Genomic DNA, 20,906 nt, shown 5'->3' with positions numbered 1-20,906 from the left:
TCTCCGGCGCGATGCGCACCCTCACCGGCGCCGAACACTTCTGCCACCTACGCACATATCTCGCTACCGCCACCAAACACGGCATCAACCTCTACCACGCCCTCGTCCAACTGACATCCGGCCAGCCATGGATCCCCGCCATCAACTGACCTGAGTAGTTACATGGACGGCAGCCCCTGTTCTCGCCGTCATTGTCGTGTCATTCCCGACCGTAGACTGGGGTATATTCAGGCGCAGTCCCGGGAACGTGCGGGTATCGAATGGCGCCCTCAGTCTCCCACCAACGGCTTGTGAATTCGCTCGGATTCTTGAATTCGAAAATAGCCGCTAGACCGAGCAGGGAAACCGGATTGTCCGCCCAAAAGGCCCCAGCCGTCTCACTGTGCGCAGTAAGCATCCTGTTTCCGGTCGTACCAAACCGAGAAACCTTATATTAGCGACGCACTCAATCCGCGGTAACGGTGATCCTAAACGGAACCCCCTGATCCTCATGCTTGAGATTAAGCGCGATTGCACCAAAGCGACGAATCCACCGAGCGGTCATCACCGCATCGAGATCTTCTGGAAAACCGACGTCACCATAGGAGCCGACGAAGGATGGCTCCCCCAATTCGGCAGAGCAGGCGGAAAGACTTCTCGTGAACTTCTCCTCGAAATCACCCATCAGACGCTCTTCACTGTCGCGATCGTCAAAATACGTATTCGACAGATCAATCGTCTCCTCAATGAAAGAAATTGAACCGCGCCCATACTGAGTAACAATAAGATCACCTCTCCGCCATTGCCTGAGAAGCCCTGCCATCCGTGGATCCCAGCCCGTAGCTCTAAGCCTGACTTCAAGCTCCTCACCGGCTTCCACTTGGACGACCCGCTCAAACTCCAGCAGCAACGTAGCCGCAGAAGGTCCAGTCATCTCCGTACCTCACATCCCATCGCCGGGAACATGGAAAACCCTAAGGAAGCCACTTTCCATCTCCTCCGGGAACCGCTCCCTGAGCAACGTACGTGTAAAATTAGCACCGGCCTTATTGGAGACCGCATAGCGCACACCCAAACTTTTCTGGTCACGCCCAAGTGCCAAGAGTCGCCTCGTCTGGTCGACAAATTTCCCCTCATCGAAGAATTTTCCTGCCGCATTATACGGCGAGGACTCATACGCCGCATCATTCCGACCCATCCATTTAGCTTCAACGATATACCCTCTGGTGGTGCCACCGTCGAGCTGAACGTCTCGGCCATTCAAACTCCACGTTTCTTCATAATCGCGACCTGTAACGTGTTCCTGATACGCCTTCCACGGCCCCGCCTTCTCAGGAAGCGCCCTGTACCCTTTGAAAGCAGCGTCGCCGGTTTCACCGCAATTGTGTACGAGGACCGGCTCGCTACCAGCAAAGACATAGTGCGTGTGGACCGGCTACGACGGTCGCGGCGGCGGCATGGCGTGGATCATGACTCTGAGCTGGGAGGCGGTCAGAGTCGCCATGCGTCTTTCATCGATGAATGTCGACGTTGACAGCAGCCGTGACAGCAACGTGGGCGTACGTGCGCGCACGGTGGAGCTTCCAATCCCGGCCTGGCTCGGGGATCGGAGGGGTCAATGGTTGCCGGTGGTGGTCAGGCGGGTGACGGCGTCGATGCGGCGTTGGAGGCGGACGGAGCCGGCGTCGACGGCGCTGGTGTCGATGTGGTCGAGGACTTGGCGGGCGGCGTCGTGGTTGCCGGTGCGGACGTAGCCTTCGGCGAGCCAGGTTTGGTAGAGGCCGACCTCACGCACATGGTCGGGGTTGTAGCCGGCCAGGGCACGAGTGAGTAGGGGTTCGGCGACGGCGGGTTGGCCGAGTTGGATATGGCAGCGGGCGGTCATCACGTCTATCTCGGCACGGTTGAGCCAGTACACCCATTCCGGTTCGCTGATTCCCGGGCTGCGCTGGTCGTAGGCGTCGTCAACAGCTTCCAGGGCGCGACGGCAGGTGTCCGGGTCGTGGCAGCGGGCAGCGGCCCAGGCGAGGCGTTCCAGCAGCAACGCCCGTACAATCGGAGTCGCGCCGGCGGCACCAGCCACGGCGGTTTTGGCGATGAGCAGGCCGTCCTCGCGTATGCCGATGTTGGTGATCTGGTAGGCGAGGCTGGACAGCAGTTGCCCGCCCAGGACCCGGTCTCCGGCGGTGTCCGCTGCGGCAGCGCCGGTGAGGTAGACCTGCTCGGCGTGCCGGTAGTGGCCGGCGTCGGAGGCGATCCAGCCGACGAGTTGAGCCAGTTCGGCGATCACGACGTGCAAGCGAATGCCGAGCCGGTCGGTGTAGACGGCCTCGGCGGCCAGGCGGCAGACGGCGTCGAGTTCCGCGCGCACGACGGGGAGTAGTTCGCGGCTGCCGACGACGTCGTCACGGTGGCGTAGCTCGATCACCCGGGCTTCCAGGCGGCGGAGCTGCGTAGCGCCGAGGCGGCGGCCGGTCTTCGGCGGGCGTCCGGCGGGTGGCTGGTTGCCGCAAAGCCATTCGTGGGCGGTGCGGACCGGGTCGTGGGGAATGCCGATCGGGACGCCGAGGACCTGTTCGTAGCGGTCGATGATGTCGGGGGTGGGGTGGCGGTGGCCGGTTTCGACGTGGCCGAGGTACGGCTTGCTGAAGTGGGTCAGCGCGGCCATCGTCGCGAGGCTGTGCCCGGCCGCTTCGCGGGCGGCGCGGAGCTGGTTGCCGAGGTCTCCGCTGAGTGGAGACGGTGGCAGACGGTCATCGTCTTCCATGCTCATCCCTTGAACGCCGATGCTTGGTGTCAGGCCCAGCCGGAACGCGCTCGCAAATGCCGGACCTGTTGGTGCCGATCCGGGGAAGGCCGGTCGCGGTGGTTCAGATCCCGTCGTCGATCCGGGTTCTTGGCAGCTTCGGTACATACCGGTCTTCCCCACCGTAGCCCACCAGCCGAGGAAAGGCCGCCATCGTGTCGATGCATGTGCCGATCCGTCCGGTATGGACGTGCGCGGCGTGCGGGCGACCGTGGCCGTGCCCGAGCCGTCAGCGGCAGCTCATGGCTGAATACACCGACGCGCGGGTGTCGCTGTCGGTGTTCCTGTCGGCGTGCTTCGTGCAGGCATGCGCCGACCTCGCGACGATGCCGGCCGGGGTGCTCTACCGGCGGTTCCTCACCTGGCCGTACGAGATGCCCACGACGACAACCGATGAAGGCTGATCTCCGCCCGGCCGGAGAGAGCCGGGCGGAGGCCACAGGGTCAGCCCCGGGTAGGATCGTCGCTGTCATCGGCGTCGGGATCTGAGTCGTCGTCGAGGGCGTCGCCCATGGACTCGATGGCGGCGCGTTGGATGCGGAGCCGGACGTGGGAGTACACGTCGGCGGTGGTGTGGATCTGCGCATGACCGAGCAAATCCTTGATCGTGACCAGGTCCACGCCCTGTTCCAGCAGCAGCGTGGCGCAGGTGTGCCTCAGGTCGTGAAACCGGATGTAGCGGACATCGGCGAGGTCGCAGATGTCGGCGTGGTGGCGTTGCAGGGCGGCGGGTTCGAGGGGTCCGCCGGTGCGGTTGGCGAACACGAGCCCGGTTTCGGTCCAGCGGTCGCCGGCTTCGCGGCGGTCGAGGTTCTGCCGCGTGTGGTAGCGCTGAAGGGCGACGACGCAACTGTGCGGGAGCGCGATGCGCCGGGCGGAGCGGTGGGTCTTGACGGGTTGGAAGGTGGGGCCACCTCGGGTCCGGGCCAGGGTGCGCCGGACGTGCAGGTGCCCGGCGTTCAGGTCGATGTCGTCCCAGCTCAGCCCGAGCAGTTCGCCGCGACGCAGCCCGGTGCGCAAGGCGAGTTCAAACAGCGGACCATGGCGGTGGTAGGCGGCAGCGAGCAGGTAACGGCGTGCCTCCCCTGCGGTGAAGGGTTGGAAATCGGTGCGTGGAGTCGGTAGCCGCACTGCGGAGGCGACGTTGCGGCCGAGGATGTCTTCGCGGACGCCGTCGGCGAGAGCAACCGAAAGCACAGCTCGGATGTAGCGCACGGTGGCCGGGCGGATGTACTTTCCGCAGCACGCGCCGACCGCGCAGCAGTGCGGGCGCCGATCCGCCCGCCGGTGGTTCGGGTCCCGTTTCGTGTCCCAGCCCCAGGTGCAGCATTGGCATACGGTCGCGATCCGGTCGAGGAAGGTGCGAACGTCGCGGACGGTGAGGGTGGCGAGCTTGCGGTGGCCGAGGCCGGGGATGAGGAAGCGGCGCACCAGCGACTCGTACGTGTCGTACGTGGTGGCCCGCAGGCGGTGCCGGGCGACGCCGGTGAGCCAGGCGGTCAGGTAGTCGCCGACGGTCAGGTTCGCATCGGCGGCCACGACCAAGCCCCGGTTGGAGTCGGCCAGTTTCGTGGCGAGTTTGTCGGCCGCTTCGCGACGGGTGATGCCGTAGACGTAGATGCGTTTGCGGGTGCCATCGGCGGCCAGGACGTAGCCGGAGCCGCACCAGCGGCCGTCGGCGCGTTGGAAGATGGTGCCTTCGCCGTTGGCTTTTCTTCTACCGGCCATCGCCGGCCTCCTTGGTCAGCGTGTCGAGGTATGCGGTGAACGCGGTGGCGGGGATGCGCCGGCAGCGGCCGATGCGTACGGAGTGCAGCCGGCGGGTGCGGATCAGGTGGTAGACGGTGTGCCGGCCGATCTGGAGCCGGGCCATCACGTCATCGACGGTCAGCAGATCGACGCTCATGCCGACCGCCTCTGGTGTCCGGGGTCGGGGTGGCCGGTGTAACGCCAGTCGGCCACCACCAGCAGCGGCGTACCGGCGGGCAGGCCGAGGCGTTCGACCTGGCCGAGAGTGCTCCAGGCGCGGCGTTCGGCGCGTAGCGCGGCGAAGGTGGTGGAGTAGCCGCGTGACTTCGAGGCGAAGTGGCCATGGAAGCCGAGCTGGTGCGCCCACCGCCGCAGCCCGGCATACTCCGGGTGGCCGCCGAGCCGCCAGCACGTGTCGACCAGCGTGCGGACGTGGGCGGTCAGATGATCGAGCGTGACGCCGGGTCGCCGGCCGGTTCCGTTGCAGGACCGGCAGAGCCGCCCGCCGGTGGGTGTCGTGACGCCGTGACCGGTGCAGGTGCGGCAGAAAAGTGGCGGGATGTCGATCCCGGCGGCTTCGGTGGACTTGGTCGCGTACTTGGCGACATACCCGGCCACCGCCACGTCGGACATGCCGTTGCCGCCGATACGCCGGATGTCGAGCTGGCGTCCCCAGCGCAGCACCCGCGCCGAGGTGATCCGGGAACCAGACACCGTGATCCCCACTCCGGTGGCGGCGGCGCGGATCGCGGTCGTCAGCCGTCGCAGCGTGGCCCACGCGGGTGGTGCCGAGCCCGGCCCGGCCGGGCCGTCGAGACGGACGATGGCGTGCAGGTGCACCACGCCCCGGTTCTGGAACTCGGCGACCTTCGCGAAGACCACCCGCACCTGCCCGGATGCCGCGGTACGGGTCAGGCCCGCGGCAGCGGCGAGGTGGCGGCGGACGTCGATGGTGAACCGCGCCCACAACGCTCCGGCGTGGGCGTTGAACAACACCTGTCCCGGGTAGTCGTAGCTGCCCGGATCGATCGCGGTACCGATCGCCGGATCGCCGACGGTGTGCCAGCGCCCGCAACTACCTCGCTGATGACACCGGCGTGGCGAGCCATCACGCCCGGGGCCGCAGTGCACACGCCCAAACGACGGCGCGGTCAGCGTCACGAACAACCGGGGATGATCGGCGACCAGGGCCGGAGTGTCCTTGCCTCCGCGTAGGCCGGCGGCGAACACGTGGAACGCGTCCAGCCGATACAGCGCCGAACACGCCGGGCACACCGCACGGCGCCGGTTACGGCACCGCACGCCGATCGAGTGACCGGTATCGGCGGTGTCGAGTCGGTCGACGATCCGGCCAGTGGAGGTGTCCACGAGCAAGCGCCGGCCGGACAGGAGCACTGGCCGAGCGCAGTCGCCCGCACGCTGTTGTGCCTGTTCGGCCTCAGCGAGACGGGTCAACGCGTCCAGGTCGACGGCGGCGGGGATGGGTGCGAGGATCGGGGTGGTTCCTGCCCCTTGTTGGGGGTCGGGGCTGGTAGGTGGCGGTGGCAGCGGTGTTGTTCTTGGCGGAATGGGCCGCTGCCGCCGTCGATACTGGTCAGCTCCTCCCATGCGTCATCACCTCCGTCCCGGCCGACAGCAGCGTGAGCGGGTCACGCACCAGATGTGTCGTCTGCCCGGCAATCCGGTCGGCCACGGCGTCCGGCACGTACGGGGTTCGGACGAGGGTGAACCCGGGCCGGCCTTCGGCGACCATCGACGCCACCCCGACGTACGCCGGGTCCTGCAACCGGCGGGGATGCTCGTCCGGGAAGCCGGTGATGTCGGAGCCGAGTACCGCCGTGGCCGCTTCCGAGGTGCGTTGGGCGAAGCTGATCGCGACCTGGCAGTTGTCCCGGATCTTCGTGGGAATCGCGTCACCGGTCGCCTTCTGCGTCGCCAGGATGACCTGGATACCGACGTTGCGGCCCTTACGGATCAGCTCCTCCACCAGCCGGGCCGTCTCCCGGGCGAGAGCGTCGAGGCGCTTGGAGTCGGCGTCGGTGCCCTTGGTCTCGTTCAGGAACGTGTGCGCCTCATCGACAACCACGACCACGAGCGGCCACGTCTCGGACGGGCCGAGGTGCCACATGTTCTTCACCCCGAGCACCGCCCGGATCGAGCGCTGCCGGGCCACCATCAGATCCCGCACTCGGACGAGGTGGTCTCGGACGCGTTGCGGGTCGTCCTTGGCCAACAGCCAGGCGCGGGTGAACAGGTCGTCGTAGTCCGGGCCGCCCTTGCCGTCGATGAGGACGAACTGCACCGCCGAAGACGGGGCGAGCTGGCAGAAACGGGCGTTCAGGAAGCTGGTCTTGCCGTAACCGGCCAGGCCCGCGACTACGACTCCGGACACCCCGGAGCTGCGAATGGTGACCGGCTGCCCGTCAGCATCGACACCGGCCAACCACAACGCGGGACCGGCCGATCCCGTGGCGTCCTCGGTCCACCGGGCGTGGCTGGTGAGCGGGTCGGTGATCAGGACACGCAACCGGACCAAGCCCGGCCGGGCCTGCTCGACCCGCACCTGACCCACCCGCCACACATCGGCGAGATGGGTCGCGGCGTTCTGGAACTCTTCGACGCCGAGTTGACCGACGGTGGACGCGTCCACGCGCACGCCCCACGGCTCGACCGCGACCCGGACCGCCGGCACCAGTTCCCGGACGATGACTTCTGTGGCCGGGCGGTTCGACCACCACGGCGGGCGCGTCCGTTCGGTCTGTACGAGACCGACCCGGCGAGCGGTGCGCTTCCACGTGTACTTGATCCGCCAGGCCCGGCGCAGCACCGGCCGCAACGGACGAGGCGTACGCGCGTAGTGCACCAGGTGCCCGGCAAGCCAGACCAGCCCCACCACGGCGGCGAGGGCCAGGACGGTAGCCGGGACCAGCATGGTCAGGCGGGGATCGGGGACAGCGGTCATCCGGGCTTCACCGCCGTCAACGACGCGGCCCGGAAGATCTGCCACGTCCGGCCGTTCTTCTCCCCCGATACGAACACCAACTCCGACGCGCGGACCATCTGCCCCACCACCAAGCCCTTGGGCACACCCGGCTCGGGCAACGAGATCCGCAACACCTGCGGTTGCCCACCATCCACGGTGAGCGCCACCGGAACCTCCACCAACGGGGCACCAGTGACCCGATCCGTCGCCACAATCCCGGCGGACCTGTCCTTGTACTGCGGTACGGGCGTCGCCAACACCAGCAACGCCCGCCTGCCATCGATCGGCAGCACCAACATGGTCGAAACTCCTTGACTCGGCGGACCACACCCCAACAGCATGGTTCCTAAGTTGCCTAAGCTTCACGTGACAATCGTGATCGAGTCAAGAGTTTAAATGAAGAATCTTGGGAAGCACGTGTAGCTCAACCAGGACAAGATGGTTACGATCAGCCCATGACGCACCCCGCCGACGACAAACGCGCCCTGTTCCAACGAGTCGTCGACGACATCATCGACCAGATCCGCACCGGCACCCTGCACGGCGGAGACGCACTACCCACCGCGCGGAAGATGGCCGAAAGCTACGGGGTCGCGTCAATGACCGCCCAACGCGCGCTGCGCGAGCTACAACACCTCGGACTCACCTACGCCGTCGTCGGCAAAGGCACCTTCGTCCACCCACTCGCCCGCGAACGCGCAGGCACCGAAGGTCAGCCCAACCCGGCACGCGGCGACACCATGGCCGACGACCCCGACCTCAACCGGCGCGTCGCCCAGTTCCTGCTGAAACAGAACGAGATCGCCGGCCGCATCGTCGACGCCATGATGGCCAAAGACGTCCACGGCATGAACGTCGCCACCCAAGAGCTCGCGGACCTCAAGGCCGCGAACCAGGACCTCGCCGACGACATCGCCAAGTACGAAGCCAACGCCGGCACGCCAGCGGCATCCGAGGCCGCAGCACCCGAGCCGACGAAGCCGCGCCGCGCCCGCAAGCCGACCAAGTAGCCGCAGCAGCCCCAGCGCCAGCGCAGCCCGCAGCGGTCGATTGGCTAAGAAAAGCTATACAGGATCAAGAAGCGGCCCGGCATCCGCCGGGCCGCGCGCACGCGCTCAAGGCCTACGGCCCCGCGCGCACGCCCAGTGAAGCAGGGCGCCTGCAAGTAGTTCGTACCACCACGCGCAAACGCTCAGGCAAATATTGAAGGCGTGCGATCTACTTGATCACTTGACATCAACGGTGACAGCAACCCAGGCGCATTACCCCGCCCACCGAGGCATCCGAGCGAACGTCAGGCTGACCGCTCAAACCGCTTGCCGACCGCCGAAAAGGGCGCTAGAAGCCGTGCACCTTCCGGCAATGCGCGGAGCGGATATTCGCTGATGAACGCGGCTCCAACCCGCTCCACTGCCGATCTACGGAGCGCCCCTAATTGCCGCCAGACGCTTTACTCCACTCCTGCTCGAACTCTGCCTCAGAGATCACGAAAGCTCCGAATTCGGCCTGCAAGGCGATCTCATCAAAATCGATGGGCGCCTCACTCAATCCGACCGAATTCGTCTCCCGCGTCCCGTCGGCCCATTCAAGCCGGCCGTCACGGTAGCGCTGGACGCGACGCACCTCCCATCCGTCATCACCAACTTCAGAGAAGTACTCCACAGGGTCGCCAGGCTGGTCATGATGCCACAGAACTCGCAGATACCACATCAGTTCTTTCCCCAGCTCACGATGCGTCCGGCTAGATCGAGGTCACTGCCGCTCGGATGCACCAAGACCCCGTTGCGGCCATATTGAATATTAAGGCCAGTCGCATCGATTTCGACGTAATGGGTAAATTTACGGGCACCCCAAGGAACCCGAATGAACGCTGCCGACAATTGCCCGCCAGTTTTGGTTCCCGGCCCGATCGTGGTTAGGTACTGCCCATCGCCGTACCGCGCATCCTTCGGGTTGTTGGCTTTGAGCGAAGGACGCATACTGCCACTCCCAACGATGCCGTTCATGCCGTCCTCAGTCGTGTAATGATACAGAGACTGACTTGGGCCGACTCCGTTCGCATCCGCTGGACCGATTGCACGATCAGCCATTGCAGGAGCTGGCGTATCGCAGTTGTGGACGAGGACTGGTGTGGTGCCAGCCAACACATAGTACGTGTGGATGTCGGCGACGGTGAGGTCGCGCATCACCTTGGCGCCGGTGTGGTTCTGGACCTCGGTGACGTACTGGGTGGTGCCGTCCGGGGCGACCAGCGTGGATTCGCCCGCGACCAGGTCGGCCGCGTCGATCCAGGCGCCGGTGGTGGCGTCCCAGAACGGATGGTGCGCCGTGGTGGAGAGCGTCGACTCGGTCGGGCCGCGGGTACTGCGGTCGCCCTTGCCCTCGTTCACCGCCTTGTCCTCCGTGGCGGTGTCGGCCGGCTTGTCCGAGACCGTGACCTCGGTGAGGTCGACGTCGTGGTTGGAGTGCAGGAAGGTGACCTCCCGCGCTCCGCTCTCTCCGGTGGCCGGGTCCTTGGCCAGGACCCTGTCACCGACGTTGACCTCGGAGATGGGTCGCGTGGTGCCGTCGGCCATCAACACGAACGTCGACGGGTCGAAGCTGTGCGGGATGGGACAGCTCGCGGGAGTCTCCGCCTCCGGCCTGTTGGCATCGGGCCTGCCAGCCTCGGCGGTGTCGTTGTTCTCCGACCTACGCCGCTCCGGACGGTCGTTCGAAGCCTTGTTCGCCTTGGGCTTCGCCTTGGTGGTAGGCGCCTCCTTGCGCTTCGGGGACGTCTGCGGATTGGGCTTCTGGGCCTGCTTGGAGGCCTTCGGCTTGGACTGGTAGTGGCGCTTCGGGCGCGGCTTCTTCTTCGCCGGCGGTTTGCGCTTCTTCTTCGGGGGCTTCGGCTTCTTCGGGACCTTCTTCATCAGGTCGTCGAGGTGCTTCCGGGCCACATTGATCAGGTCCTGGGCGCGACGCATGATCGTGCGGGCACCCTCGACGATCCGCTTCCACAATCGGTAGCCGGCGAAAGCCTTGTCCGCAGCGCGCCAGATGGTTCGGCCCATCCTCGCGGCCTTGACCGGGCCGATGAAGTTGCTGGCCAGGTCGACGCAGTCCATGATGCTGCCGCTGATGCAACCGACCACGGCGTAGTAGCCGATCATGTCTAGGAGCATGCCGACACCGACCTGGAGCAGGATGTCCAGCAGCGACGTGTTGCTCTCCCGTTCGCCGCGCTGGTACTCGGCCTCCTGGCGGGCGATCTCGGAACCGGCCGCCTTCATGTCGCGGTCGCGCTGTTCCATCGCCGAGGTGTATTCGGCGAGCTGTTCCTGGTACTTCTTCAGGGCACAGGCGTAGTCGTACTCGCCGCAGCCGCCGTCGACACCGTTGCCGGTGGTGTCGGTGTTCGACATCGGGTCGCCCTCGGCGTACGCGAACCTGTTCGCGGCACCGGACATCGGGTTGGCGCTGTTGTTCGCGGTGTCACGGGTGTCGAACGCGCCGGTCTCCGGGTCGTACCAGCGGCTCGCCATGTTGACCTTGCCGGTGCCCTGGTCGGTCCACTCCTGCTGGTAACCGAGTTTGCCGGTCATCCCGCCGCTGGCCAGGATCGTGCCCCACGGGTCGTAGGAGACCGATCCGGTCAGTGCGGTGCCGGTGGCGGTGAACTCGCCAACCACATCGGTGTGACTGTCTGTCCAGGCATAGCGCTTGCCGGCCGAGGACGAGACCCCGACCAGATCGCCGGCGACGTCACGGACGTACGCGCTGGTGCCGTCGGCAGCGACGTCGTTGCCGAGGCCGGTGTACGTCACACCGGCCTGCACGACCCGGCCGAGACCGTCGTAGGTGTATGTCGAGATACCACCGGTCTTGGTGCCCTGGGTCACGACCTGGTTGAACGCGTCGGTGGTCGTGGCGACGGTCTGGCCGTTGGTGACCGTCGTCTTGAGCGTTCCCCGCGGCGTGTACGTGTAGGTCGTACCGGTAGAGGTCTCCGCGGTCAGCTGGTTGCGCTGGTCGTAGGTGAAGGTCTTCGCGCCGGCCTGGAGCCGGTTGCCGGACTTGTCGTAGGCGTACACCGTCGAGGTGGTGCCGTTGTCCCAGCCGATCAGACGGTCGGCCAGGTCGTAGGTGTACGTGTTCGCCGATGCCCCGTTGAAGCCGGTGGTGGTCTTCTTCGTGACGCTGTCGTTGACGTTCCACTCGTAGGCGATCTTGCCGACGGTCGCGCCCGCCGAGGTCTTCAACTCGTCCGAGGTCAGCTGGTGCAGATCGTTATAGCCCAGGTTCCGGACGTTGCCGCCGTAGTTGATCTGCTCGACCTGGTTGAGGGTGTTGTACTTGCTGTAGGCGATCGAGACCCCGGCGGTGGTGTTCTCCGCCTTCTTCAGCAGGCCCTTCTCGTACGTGTAGGTCGTCGTACCCGCCCCGTCGACACGCGAGGTCAGCGCCCCGTCGGCGTTGTAGCCGTACGACGAGCTCCCCGACACACCGGTGATCGAGGTGACCAGGCCGCGGTCGTCGTAGGAGACGGTGCTGCTCCCGGCCGAACCGGTGAACGAGGTCATCCGGCCGACGAGGTCGTAGCCGTACTTCTTGTCCGCGGTGGTGGCCTGCGCGCCGGTGCCGGAGCTCTTGGTGAGCCGGCCCATCACGTCGTACTCCGAGGTGGTCGTCACCCCACCCGGCGAGGACACCTTCGTCGCCCGGCCGGCCACGTCGTAGGAGACCGTGAAGGTCCGGTCCGCTGCGCTCGGCGTCGCCGTGGTGGCGGGTTCGACCTGAGACTCGGGCAGGCCCCACGAGTTGTACGTGGTGATGAAGTTGTTCTCGCGGCCGTCGGTGAACCGGGTCTGCCGACCGGCCAGGTCGTACCGGTAACGCGTGACGATCGTGTCGGAGGAGCTGATCGGTTCGATCTGCAGGGTCAGTTGATTGACCGCGTTGTAGACGAAGGTCTTGATCGTCCCCCGCGCGTCGGTGGACGTGGTCTGGTTACCCGCGACGTCGTAATCCTGCGACGTGCGGCGCTGCCGGACCCCGGCCGCCGAGTAGTCGGCGGCCGCGAGCAGCCGCCCACCCAGGTCGTACGCGACGGTCGAGTAGGAGTTGTCCGGGTTGATGACCTTGATCGCCCGGCCGGCCCCGTCGAAGTTCGTGGTCGTGACGTTGCCCGCGCCGTCGGTCGTCGTGACCGGCTCACCGGCGTTGTTGTACGTCGCGCTGGTCACCACACCCGCGGCCGAGGTGACCTTGGTCGGCCACGGGCTGTCGCCGTAGGTGTAGACGTCCTTGTTGGTCGGCGAGACCGTCGTGCCCCGCACCACCTGCCCCGACGTCAGCGTCCGGCCCAGGTAGTCGTACTCCGAGACGACCCGTGCCCCGTTCGGGTCGGTATGCGAGATCACGTTGCCCAGCAGGTCGTAGCCGTACTTCGTCACGCCCGTGTCCGGCGCGGTGATCTTCGACGTCCGGCCCAGCTGGTCGTACTCGTAGACGGTCTCGTTGTCGAGCGGGTCGATGGTCTTCGCGATCTGCCCGACCTCGTCGTACTCCGCCCTGGTCGTCGCGATGACACCCGTCTTCACGCCACCCACCGTGAGCGCCGGCGACGTGTTCTCCACGAGGTTGCCGTCGCCGTCGTATCGGGCCACCGTGATGTTGCCGTGCGGGTCCTGTTCCTCGGTGATCTCGCCGAACGTGTTGTACCCGATCAGGGAGTTCGACACGGAGGTGACCTCGGTGCCCTGACCGACCACCGCGCTGACCGCCGGAGTGGTGGTCTGTACCGTCCGGCCGACCGCGTCGAGCCCGAAGTAGGTGATGTTGCCCCGCGGGTCGGTCGTCGCGGTCGCCGACCCGTCCGCGGTCAGCGTGTTCGAGATCCGGCTGACCTTGTTGGCGGTCGTCGGCGCGGTGCCCGCCACCAGAGCCGCGATCTCCGCAGCGGTGAGTGCCTTCTGGTACGTCTGGACGTCGTCGACCGACCCGCTGAAGTAGCCGTCGCCCGGGATGTCGGTGCTCGCCGCGCCGATCAGCAGCCCGGTCGCCCGGTTGTTGAGGTCCTTGGCCGTCGAGAGCGAGCCGGCCGCGGTCCCACCCAGGTAGATCGTCGCGGTACGGGTCGTCGACGCCGGATCGACGACCACCGCGAGGTGGGTCCACGTCCCGGATGCCACGGTTCCCGAGGTCGTGCCGGTCAGCGTCTCGGTGTCACCGTTGGACTTCCGGACGGTGGTCGCGACCTGGTAGGTGTCGGCCTTCTTGTTGTAGAGCACCTGCAGGGCCGGGCCGCCGAGGTCGCCGGGGAGCGCCAGCACGGTCCGGTCGGCGTCCTCGGCCGCCAGGTTCACCCAGGTGCTGACGGTGTAGGGCCGCAGGGTGTCGACCGGTGCCTGCGGGGCGGAGATCCAGCCCGCCGCGCCGCTGAACACCGCCGCACCGCTGCGCTCGGTGGACCGGGTCACCGCCCCGGACGTCGTACCCGGGTTGTTGCCGACCGCGTCGGCCGAGGTCGTGCCGGTGGTCTCGTCGAGCTTCCACCGCAGCGTCGGCGTCAGGCCGGTGGTCAGGTAGCTCGTCTGCTGCTGCACTCGGCCGAGCCGATCGTATGCGGTCTCCGACGAGGCGATCGCAGTGCCGCCCTCGTAGAGGATCGTCGAGACGACGTCGTCCTCGAGTGAGTATCCGTAGGCGGTGGTACGGTCCCGGGCCCCGGCCGATTCACCGGAGAGCTCGTCCAGGTCCAGCTTCGCGGTGAGGTTACGCCCGACCTTGTCGTACGTTCGGGTGGTCTTGCTCCTGCCGTTGTTGGTCACCTCGGTGGTGACGTTGCCCGCCGCGTCGTAGGTGTTCATCTCCATCACGAAGGACTCACCGGTGTCGGGATCCCGGCGGGTGACCGACACGAGCAGGTTGTTGTCGGTGTACGTGTACTCGGTGACCACGTTCTCCGCGTCGGTCTCCGTCGCGAGTCGTCCCGCCGCGTCGTAGGCCAGCGACCGTACGATCAGGTCCTGCGCCTCCGACGGGTCGTTCGGGTCGCCGGTCCAGTCCTTCACCACGGTCTTCAGCTCGTTGCCGACCGCGTCGTACACGGTCTCCACCACGCTGCCGTCGGCGTGTTCCTGCCGACTGACCCGGCCGAACGCGTCGTAGCCGAGGGTGACCCGGTTGCCGAGTTCGTCGATCTCGGCGGTCCGCCGGCCGCGGTCGTCGTACTCGTAGGACACCGTCCGCGAGGCGTCCTCACCGGTCGCGTCCGACACCGTCTCAGCGGTCTGCAGCCCGTCGGCGTTGTAGGTCAGCGTCGTCACCGGTGTGTGCTTCGCGCCCGAGACGGCGTTGGTCGTCGCCGGGTCGGTCACCCTCACCACCCGGTCGAGGCGGTCGTGCTGGTAGCCGGTGGTCGCCCCGTCGGCGCCGGCGACGACGTCGATCTCCTTGACCGTACGCCCGAGCCCGTCGTACTCGTACCGGGTGACCATGCCTGCGGGGTCGGTGGTCTGCGCGATGTCACCACTGGCGTAGTACAGGATGGTCTGCATCCCGCCACCGGGCTTGACCAGCCGCCAGGGCAGGCCCGCCGGAGCCGTCCCACCCAGGTAGCCACCGGTCGTGGTGCCGTCGGTGTAGGAGATCGTCGTCTTACGGCCCAGCGGATCGGTCTCGCTGGTCCGGTTGCCGAGCGCGTCATACGTGTACGTCGTCAGGTAGGTGTCGTCGGTCGCCGACGACGAGCCCGGACCGCGCTGTTCGAGGAGACGGTCGTTGAGCACGCTGAACGCGGGCTTCTCCGTGGTGGCGTCGGGGTAGTAGCTGGAGAACGTGGTCGAGCACTTGTTCTCGGACCGGTCCTGGCACGTCGTCGCGGCTACCACGTTGCCGCGTACGTCATGCTCGTTGATCGTCATATTGCCCAGCGGATCGGTGACCGTCCGCAGATGGCCCTTGCCGCTGTAGCCGTACCGGGTGGTGTTGCCAAGGGCGTCGACCTCGGCGACCTTCCGGCTGTACATCAGGTCGTTGATCGTCGCGGTCTGCGTGCCGGCCGGCCCGTTGACCGCGTACTTGATCTCGCCCGATGCCGCCGCCTTGACCGCATCCCGCGCCTTGTACTGGTATGACACCTGCGCCGGTTCCAGCGCCGAGCCGTAGAAGGCCGTCTCGGCCAGGTCGCCGTTGAAATACCACACGTCGTCCGGGCCCTCGAGGTCCACCCACGTCGTCGTCGAGTTACCGGCGCCGACGTAGTAGTCGGTGGTGAACGGGAGGAACGCCGTACCGGTGGAACTCTGGACCTTCTGACCGTCCAGATACAGCGTCTGTGTGGTCCCGCTGGTGGTCAGCGCGACATGGTGCCAGGCGCCGTCGTTCACCGCCTTGCTGCTCATCAGACCGAACTGCCAGCCGCTGGCCGGGTCCTTGTCGGTACACGTTTCGATGACGAGGTCGGTGCCCTCCTCGATGTCGTCGCTGGTCACCGAGGTCGCGTTCAGGCCGCTTTGGGGAGCCGCCGTACTTGTTCTCTTGTCCGAGGGCACGGTCAGACACATGCCCGAGTTCGGATTACGCAGGGAGTCATAGCTGTACGGCTGCCAGATCTGCGCGTCGCTGCCGTTACAGGTGTAGAGCTGGACCGCGGTACCGGACGTCGTGCCGCCGCCCTTGACGTCCAGGCACTTGCCGACCGCGTGGACCGTGCCGGTGGTGCCGCTGGTGCCCAGCGCCAGCGTCCAGGTCTGCGCCACCGAGCCGTTACAGGTGTAGAGCTGGATCGGCGTGCCGTTGGCGGTGTCCCCGCCCTGGACGTCGAGGCACTTCGCGCCGAGTGAGGAGTTGATCGGGCCGGTCGGCGTGAACGATGAGGTCGCTCCGTGCAGGTAGCCGCTGTCGCCGACCCACAGGGTCGGCATGATCGGCCGAATCGCCGAGGCGGCGGCATCCGGCGCCTCGCCGAGCAGGACACCGCCACTGGGCATGTCGGGGTCCACGTTGAACCACATCGACACCGAACCGGTGCCGGTCGGCAGCACCCCGGAAGGAAGATCCAGGTAGCTGCCGTGACCGAAGCTCCCCGCTGTGGTGTCCCCGCCGAACGGCCCGGTCACCTCGCCGATACCGACGAGGTTGTAGGTGGCGGTACCCCCGTTGACCTGGTTCACCGCATCGGAGGCGCCAGTCTCCGCCATCCGCCAGTAGTTCGTCGGTGCTCCGCCGAGCACCGCGCTCTCGGCCACCTTCGTCGTGCCCACCACGGTCGGCGACACCGGTTCCCACACGCTGCCGTTGCCATCGGTCACCTTCGTCACCCGACCCGTGACAGTGCTGTAGGTGATGGCTGCGCTGGTGCCGCCCGACGGGCGGACGATCTCCTTCATCCGGCTGACCGGTGCCTCGGCCGCTTTCAGGTCCGCGACCAGTTGCGGCCCGACAGCGGTGTCGAAGACCGCCACCTCGGCAATCGAGCCGGTGTAGTGGTCCAGGGTTCCGATGTTGCTCAAGCCGTCCGAGTGCGGCTGGTTCGGCCAGTCACCGCCCAGGTACCCCTGGCCCAGGAACGAACTCGCTGCGCTCATGTCCTGCACGGTCACACCGGTCTCGGAGGCGACCGGCTTGGTGTTGCCGTCCAGGTACATCTGCTGGGTGTTGCCGCTGCTGGAGAGCACGACGTGGTGCCATTCGCCGTCGGTGACGACGGTCGTGGAGCTCATCGGGTCGTGTACCTCGGGCAGGAACGACTGGTCCGCCTGCCGTTGCTTGCCGCACGCCCAGATCTGCAGTTCCGCCTCGGTGTCGAAGAGTGTGCCGGTGCCGACCGAGTCGACACAGAGACCGGAGCCGCCGCCGACGATCTGCCCGTCGGCCTGCACGTCCCACTGTTGGTTGGCACCGCCGTTGCAGGTGTACGAGATCAGGTCCACGCCGTTGACGGCATCGTTACCCTTCGCGTCCATGCACCGGACCGCGCCACCGGTGGTGACCCGCAGCTCCCGGTCGGTCGTCCACGTCCACTGCTGGTTGGCCGCGCCGGTGCAGTCGGCCAAGGCCAACCGGACACCGGTGGTCGACACGTTGCCCGGCACGGTGATGCACTGTCCCTGGCCGGAGGCGACCAGGCTGCCGATTGCCGTTCCGGGCTTGGGCGCTTTCGGGAAGGTTCCCTTCAGCTTGCCGTCAGTGCCGATGTACAACGTTGGGTTGTACGCGCCGGTCGTGGTCTCCGAGGACGAGTAATCCGCCGACTCCCATGACTGGCCGTACAGCACACCGCCGTCACCGGCAGTGGCGTTGAACCACAGACTGATCGCCTGGTTCGCCGCATCCAGTTTCAGGTCGGCCGGCAGTTGCACACGCGACGACGTGCCATTGAATCCTGCCGCCTTCGATGACGAGCCGGCGACCGGACCCGGCTGCCCGAGGGACACATAGCGGTAGCTCCCGTTGTCGGTACCGGCATTCTCAAGAACCGAACTGTTCGCCGTCGTCGGCAGCCCGGTGATCGGTAGGAAAGAGGTCTCGTTGAGCCGCCAGTACGACTGGGGCCGGGCGTTGGCGACCGCGGTCTGATAGACCGGACCGGTTGTGTAGGTGTACTTGTGACACTCGGTGGTGCTGGTCGGCGGGCAGACCGTCGTCAGCGCGTCGCCGTCGTAGGTGTACGTCCAGGTGTTGACGGTGCTCGCGTCGCCCGGCGTCGCCGGGTCGGTGGAGACCGAGGCGACATGGTTCGGCGTCGTACCGGTCCAGGTCAGTGTGAGGGTACGACCGGACGCCGCTGTGATTCTGGTGAGCCGGCCGCCGGTGTAGGTGAACGTCTCGGTTCGACCGGCGACGTCCTTGATCGCGGACAGGGCGTACTCGCTGTCCTCAACGACTTTCTGGGCGAACTCGTAGGTGGTGCCGTCCTTCTCGATCAGCCGCCAGCCGCCGCCCGAGATCGCGGAGAAGTTCGACGAGTACCCGGACGGCGAGCCGTAGGTGCCGTCGTTGTTGCGGCCGAATGCCTGTTCACGGCCGGTCGGGTAGGTCACCACCACGGTGTTGACGAACTCGTCGCCGTTCGACTTCTTCGCGGTCCGCGCCACGGCCTTGGTGTCGGCGATGCTCGACCATCCGGCGCCGAACGCCTGGGAGCTTCGCGGATCGTTGCTGTTGTAGGACCGGGCGATCTCCAGCGCCGGACCCACCGTGGTGATCATGGCGTCCCGCGCCGAGGTGGTGTAGTTGCCCGCTACCGGATCGAACCCCTGATCCCCGTTCTGCGACAGGGTCGAGGTGATCGACGGCTGCGGGACCGGGGTCGCCAGCAGATGCTTCGTCAGATACTTGCCGTTGTTCAGCAGGCCGTCCGAGACCTTGACGGTCCAGTAGTAGTTCTCGCCCCAGGAGAGCACGCCCGCCGGGATCTTCCACGACTTCTTCTTGATCACACCCGAGGTGGCGATCTGCGTCTTGGCATCTTGGCTGTAGACGAAGAACTCGTAGGTGAGCGTATGCGGCCAGCCGTCCGGGTCGGTCGCGTCCGCGATCAGTTCCGGCGTCAGCGTCGGCGCCGTCGCCCCGTACGCCGGGTACTGCTCGTTGACCTGCGGGTACTCGTTGTTGTCGTAGGTCAGTTCCAGGTATGGGTCAAGATCGCCGTAGTTCGCCGAGGTGAACCGCTTGAACGCCGTCGAGTCCGACTCCGACGCCGTGAGCGCCAGGCCGTAGTTCGGGATCGCGCCGCTCGACCAGCCGTTGAACGTCGTGGTGTCCATCGACACCGTCCGCCACTCGCCCTCGCCTCGATTCGCGGCGGTGTTCTCACACGCGGGCTTGTTGTTCGTGATCGTCTTCGTCCCGATGGGCGCCGAGTACTCCGGCCCCTCGGCAAGCTTGCCGTTGTCCGCCAGGCCCGCGACCGTCCAGGGCTCGTTGATCCGCCGTACGTAGAACGGCTCGTGGCTGCTGCAGTCATACGACCACGTGTGCCAGAGCCACAGGGTCGCCGACTTGATCTGCGTACCCGTCAGGTCGTCGTCATCGAACTTGTCGAAGTGCAGAAACGATCGCGACTTCGTGGTGCCGCCGTTCCAGGTGCCCACCGGCAGGTTGTCGCCGTTCTGGTTGACCGTGTCGTCGCTGTTGTCCGCGAACACGTCACCGGTGTCGACGGTGTCCAACGTCGACGGGTCGACCCGGACCGGGTACTCCCGCGCCGGGTCGTTGAGCCACGCCGCGTCGGCGGTCACCTTCAACGCGGGGCCGCCGTCGACCGTGACCAACTCGTACTCGACCGCCGTGGACTGGGCGGGCGCACCCGACTTCGGGTCGACCTTCGCGTCCTCCATGTAGCCCGCCGGGATCACCATCGCGACCGAGCCGTCGGGCGCCGTCAGGTCGATCGATCCATCGCTGGTCAGCGTCGGTGTCAGGCCGGAGAGCTCGAGCGGGAACACCCACTCGTTGCCCGCCGCCGGCGACTTCAGGATCAGGGTCTCCTTGAGACCGTCGTTGATCGTCCGCAGCTCCAGGTCGGTACCGGGCAGCACCTCGGGGTAGGTCGCCGTCGACCCGTCGACCACCGCGGCCACATCCGCCGCACCGGCCAGTCGGTACGACATCGTGTAGCCCGAGGCCGTGCTCACCGACGCCAGCGGCCCCGCGGCCGCCGTCGATCCGGCCGCCGTCGCTGCCGCCGCGGCCGCCTTCGACGCCGCGGATCCGGTCGACGGCGCCAGGCTCACGTCGATGGAGTTGGCGCCCATCTCCAGCCGGTCGTCCCGCTCGACGAGGTCGGTCTCGATCGGCTGGTAGCTGCCGTCGGCGACCCGGTAGTTGACCCGCGCCTTGTGGACCTCTTTGGTGATCGAGCCGTCCGCGTTCTCGTACGTGGAGACCTTGCCCGAGGACCGCTTCGGCAGCAGCTTGCTCGTCTTCTCGTCGAAACTGTGCTCGCCGGCAGGCTTCTCGGACGTCTCCGACGCCTTCTGCGTGGCGTGGTCGGGCAGCGCCGGATCGTCCTGCCCCATACCCGGATCGGGCGCCTCACCCGCGCCGCCGTTCGCCCGGGTCTGGTCGGCCGAGACGTAGTGGTCGGTCTCGTCCGCGCCGGTGCCGGCATCCCTGACCGGCAGCCCGGTCACCGCGGCGAAGCTCGGCGCCTGCTCGAACAGCGACAGCAGACCGGAGATCGGCCAGCCGCCGTGCTCCGGAACGACCTCCGGTGGCATTCCCAGCGACAGCGCCACCGCAAGAGCTGTGGCACCGGCGATGCGCCGCTTCATAGTGAGCCCCGTTTCCCACATGGACGATCTCGGCCGCCAGGAGCATGGGGCCACAAGATCCATGCATGCAAGATCTTGACTTCCGAACGCGGATGATCATGGCTGGGAAATTCCTGAAAATCTCGGA

The 20,906-nt window shown here is 66.7% G+C and carries 11 protein-coding genes; 2 read left to right on the top strand and 9 right to left on the bottom strand.

From position 1 onward, the window contains the following. Positions 1-445 precede the first annotated feature (445 nt). Both AB0M08_RS32420 and AB0M08_RS32415 read right to left on the bottom strand, forming a co-directional pair. A complete protein-coding gene (locus AB0M08_RS32420; RefSeq protein ID WP_364501562.1) occupies positions 446-913 on the bottom strand; it encodes a hypothetical protein in 468 nt (155 codons plus the stop codon). Between the two features lie 681 nt (positions 914-1,594). Then, positions 1,595-2,752, bottom strand: coding sequence for a helix-turn-helix transcriptional regulator (locus AB0M08_RS32415; protein ID WP_364501559.1), 1,158 nt, complete (start codon positions 2,750-2,752; stop codon positions 1,595-1,597). 194 nt (positions 2,753-2,946) lie between these two features. Here AB0M08_RS32415 and AB0M08_RS32410 point away from each other — a divergent pair, with 194 nt between their 5' ends. Next, positions 2,947-3,189 (top strand): flavin reductase, encoded by a 243-nt coding sequence (locus AB0M08_RS32410; RefSeq protein WP_364501569.1) that lies wholly within the window; start codon positions 2,947-2,949, stop codon positions 3,187-3,189. 40 nt (positions 3,190-3,229) lie between these two features. On the opposite strand, the gene AB0M08_RS32405 is transcribed toward AB0M08_RS32410, so the two are convergent. The 5 genes from AB0M08_RS32405 to AB0M08_RS32385 form a co-directional block, all read right to left on the bottom strand. Beyond that, positions 3,230-4,513 (bottom strand): site-specific integrase, encoded by a 1,284-nt coding sequence (locus tag AB0M08_RS32405; protein WP_364501556.1) that lies wholly within the window; start codon positions 4,511-4,513, stop codon positions 3,230-3,232. Beyond that, positions 4,503-4,691: a helix-turn-helix domain-containing protein gene (locus AB0M08_RS32400; RefSeq protein ID WP_364501553.1), complete on the bottom strand. Its 189-nt coding sequence runs from the start codon at positions 4,689-4,691 to the stop codon at positions 4,503-4,505. The genes AB0M08_RS32405 and AB0M08_RS32400 overlap by 11 nt, the downstream gene beginning before the upstream one ends. Beyond that, on the bottom strand, positions 4,688-5,989 hold the full coding sequence (locus AB0M08_RS32395; RefSeq protein WP_364501550.1) for a replication initiator: 1,302 nt from the start codon (positions 5,987-5,989) through the stop codon (positions 4,688-4,690). The genes AB0M08_RS32400 and AB0M08_RS32395 overlap by 4 nt, the downstream gene beginning before the upstream one ends. 139 nt (positions 5,990-6,128) lie before the next feature. Beyond that, the gene (locus AB0M08_RS32390) at positions 6,129-7,466 is read right to left on the bottom strand and encodes an FtsK/SpoIIIE domain-containing protein (RefSeq protein ID WP_364501567.1); all 1,338 of its coding nucleotides are present in this window, start codon (positions 7,464-7,466) and stop codon (positions 6,129-6,131) included. Between the two features lie 26 nt (positions 7,467-7,492). Then, positions 7,493-7,816 carry a hypothetical protein gene (locus tag AB0M08_RS32385; RefSeq protein ID WP_364501547.1) on the bottom strand — a complete coding sequence of 108 codons (324 nt, stop codon included), beginning with the start codon at positions 7,814-7,816 and terminating at the stop codon, positions 7,493-7,495. 156 nt (positions 7,817-7,972) lie between these two features. Here AB0M08_RS32385 and AB0M08_RS32380 point away from each other — a divergent pair, with 156 nt between their 5' ends. After that, positions 7,973-8,527, top strand: coding sequence for a winged helix-turn-helix domain-containing protein (locus AB0M08_RS32380; RefSeq protein ID WP_364501545.1), 555 nt, complete (start codon positions 7,973-7,975; stop codon positions 8,525-8,527). Between the two features lie 421 nt (positions 8,528-8,948). Here the strand turns inward: AB0M08_RS32380 and AB0M08_RS32375 are convergent, their stop codons facing one another. Then, positions 8,949-9,227: a hypothetical protein gene (locus AB0M08_RS32375; RefSeq protein ID WP_364501543.1), complete on the bottom strand. Its 279-nt coding sequence runs from the start codon at positions 9,225-9,227 to the stop codon at positions 8,949-8,951. Continuing rightward, positions 9,227-20,779: a LamG-like jellyroll fold domain-containing protein gene (locus AB0M08_RS32370; protein WP_364501540.1), complete on the bottom strand. Its 11,553-nt coding sequence runs from the start codon at positions 20,777-20,779 to the stop codon at positions 9,227-9,229. The genes AB0M08_RS32375 and AB0M08_RS32370 overlap by 1 nt, the downstream gene beginning before the upstream one ends. Between the last annotated feature and the right edge of the window lie 127 nt (positions 20,780-20,906).

Origin of the sequence: Actinoplanes sp. NPDC051851, assembly GCF_040681165.1 — a bacterium.
Taxonomy (GTDB): Bacteria; Actinomycetota; Actinomycetes; order Mycobacteriales; family Micromonosporaceae; genus Actinoplanes.
This window is presented reverse-complemented; position numbering and strand designations above follow the sequence as displayed.

Excerpts from the sequence above, each read along its gene's own strand:
- AB0M08_RS32420 (WP_364501562.1), bottom strand. The coding sequence starts at position 913 with ATGACTGGACCTTCTGCGGCTACGTTGCTGCTGGAGTTTGAGCGGGTC.
- AB0M08_RS32415 (WP_364501559.1), bottom strand. The coding sequence starts at position 2,752 with ATGAGCATGGAAGACGATGACCGTCTGCCACCGTCTCCACTCAGCGGA.
- AB0M08_RS32410 (WP_364501569.1), top strand. The coding sequence starts at position 2,947 with ATGCATGTGCCGATCCGTCCGGTATGGACGTGCGCGGCGTGCGGGCGA.
- AB0M08_RS32405 (WP_364501556.1), bottom strand. The coding sequence starts at position 4,513 with ATGGCCGGTAGAAGAAAAGCCAACGGCGAAGGCACCATCTTCCAACGC.
- AB0M08_RS32400 (WP_364501553.1), bottom strand. The coding sequence starts at position 4,691 with ATGAGCGTCGATCTGCTGACCGTCGATGACGTGATGGCCCGGCTCCAG.
- AB0M08_RS32390 (WP_364501567.1), bottom strand. The coding sequence starts at position 7,466 with ATGCTGGTCCCGGCTACCGTCCTGGCCCTCGCCGCCGTGGTGGGGCTG.
- AB0M08_RS32385 (WP_364501547.1), bottom strand. The coding sequence starts at position 7,816 with ATGTTGGTGCTGCCGATCGATGGCAGGCGGGCGTTGCTGGTGTTGGCG.
- AB0M08_RS32380 (WP_364501545.1), top strand. The coding sequence starts at position 7,973 with ATGACGCACCCCGCCGACGACAAACGCGCCCTGTTCCAACGAGTCGTC.
- AB0M08_RS32375 (WP_364501543.1), bottom strand. The coding sequence starts at position 9,227 with ATGTGGTATCTGCGAGTTCTGTGGCATCATGACCAGCCTGGCGACCCT.
- AB0M08_RS32370 (WP_364501540.1), bottom strand. The coding sequence starts at position 20,779 with ATGAAGCGGCGCATCGCCGGTGCCACAGCTCTTGCGGTGGCGCTGTCG.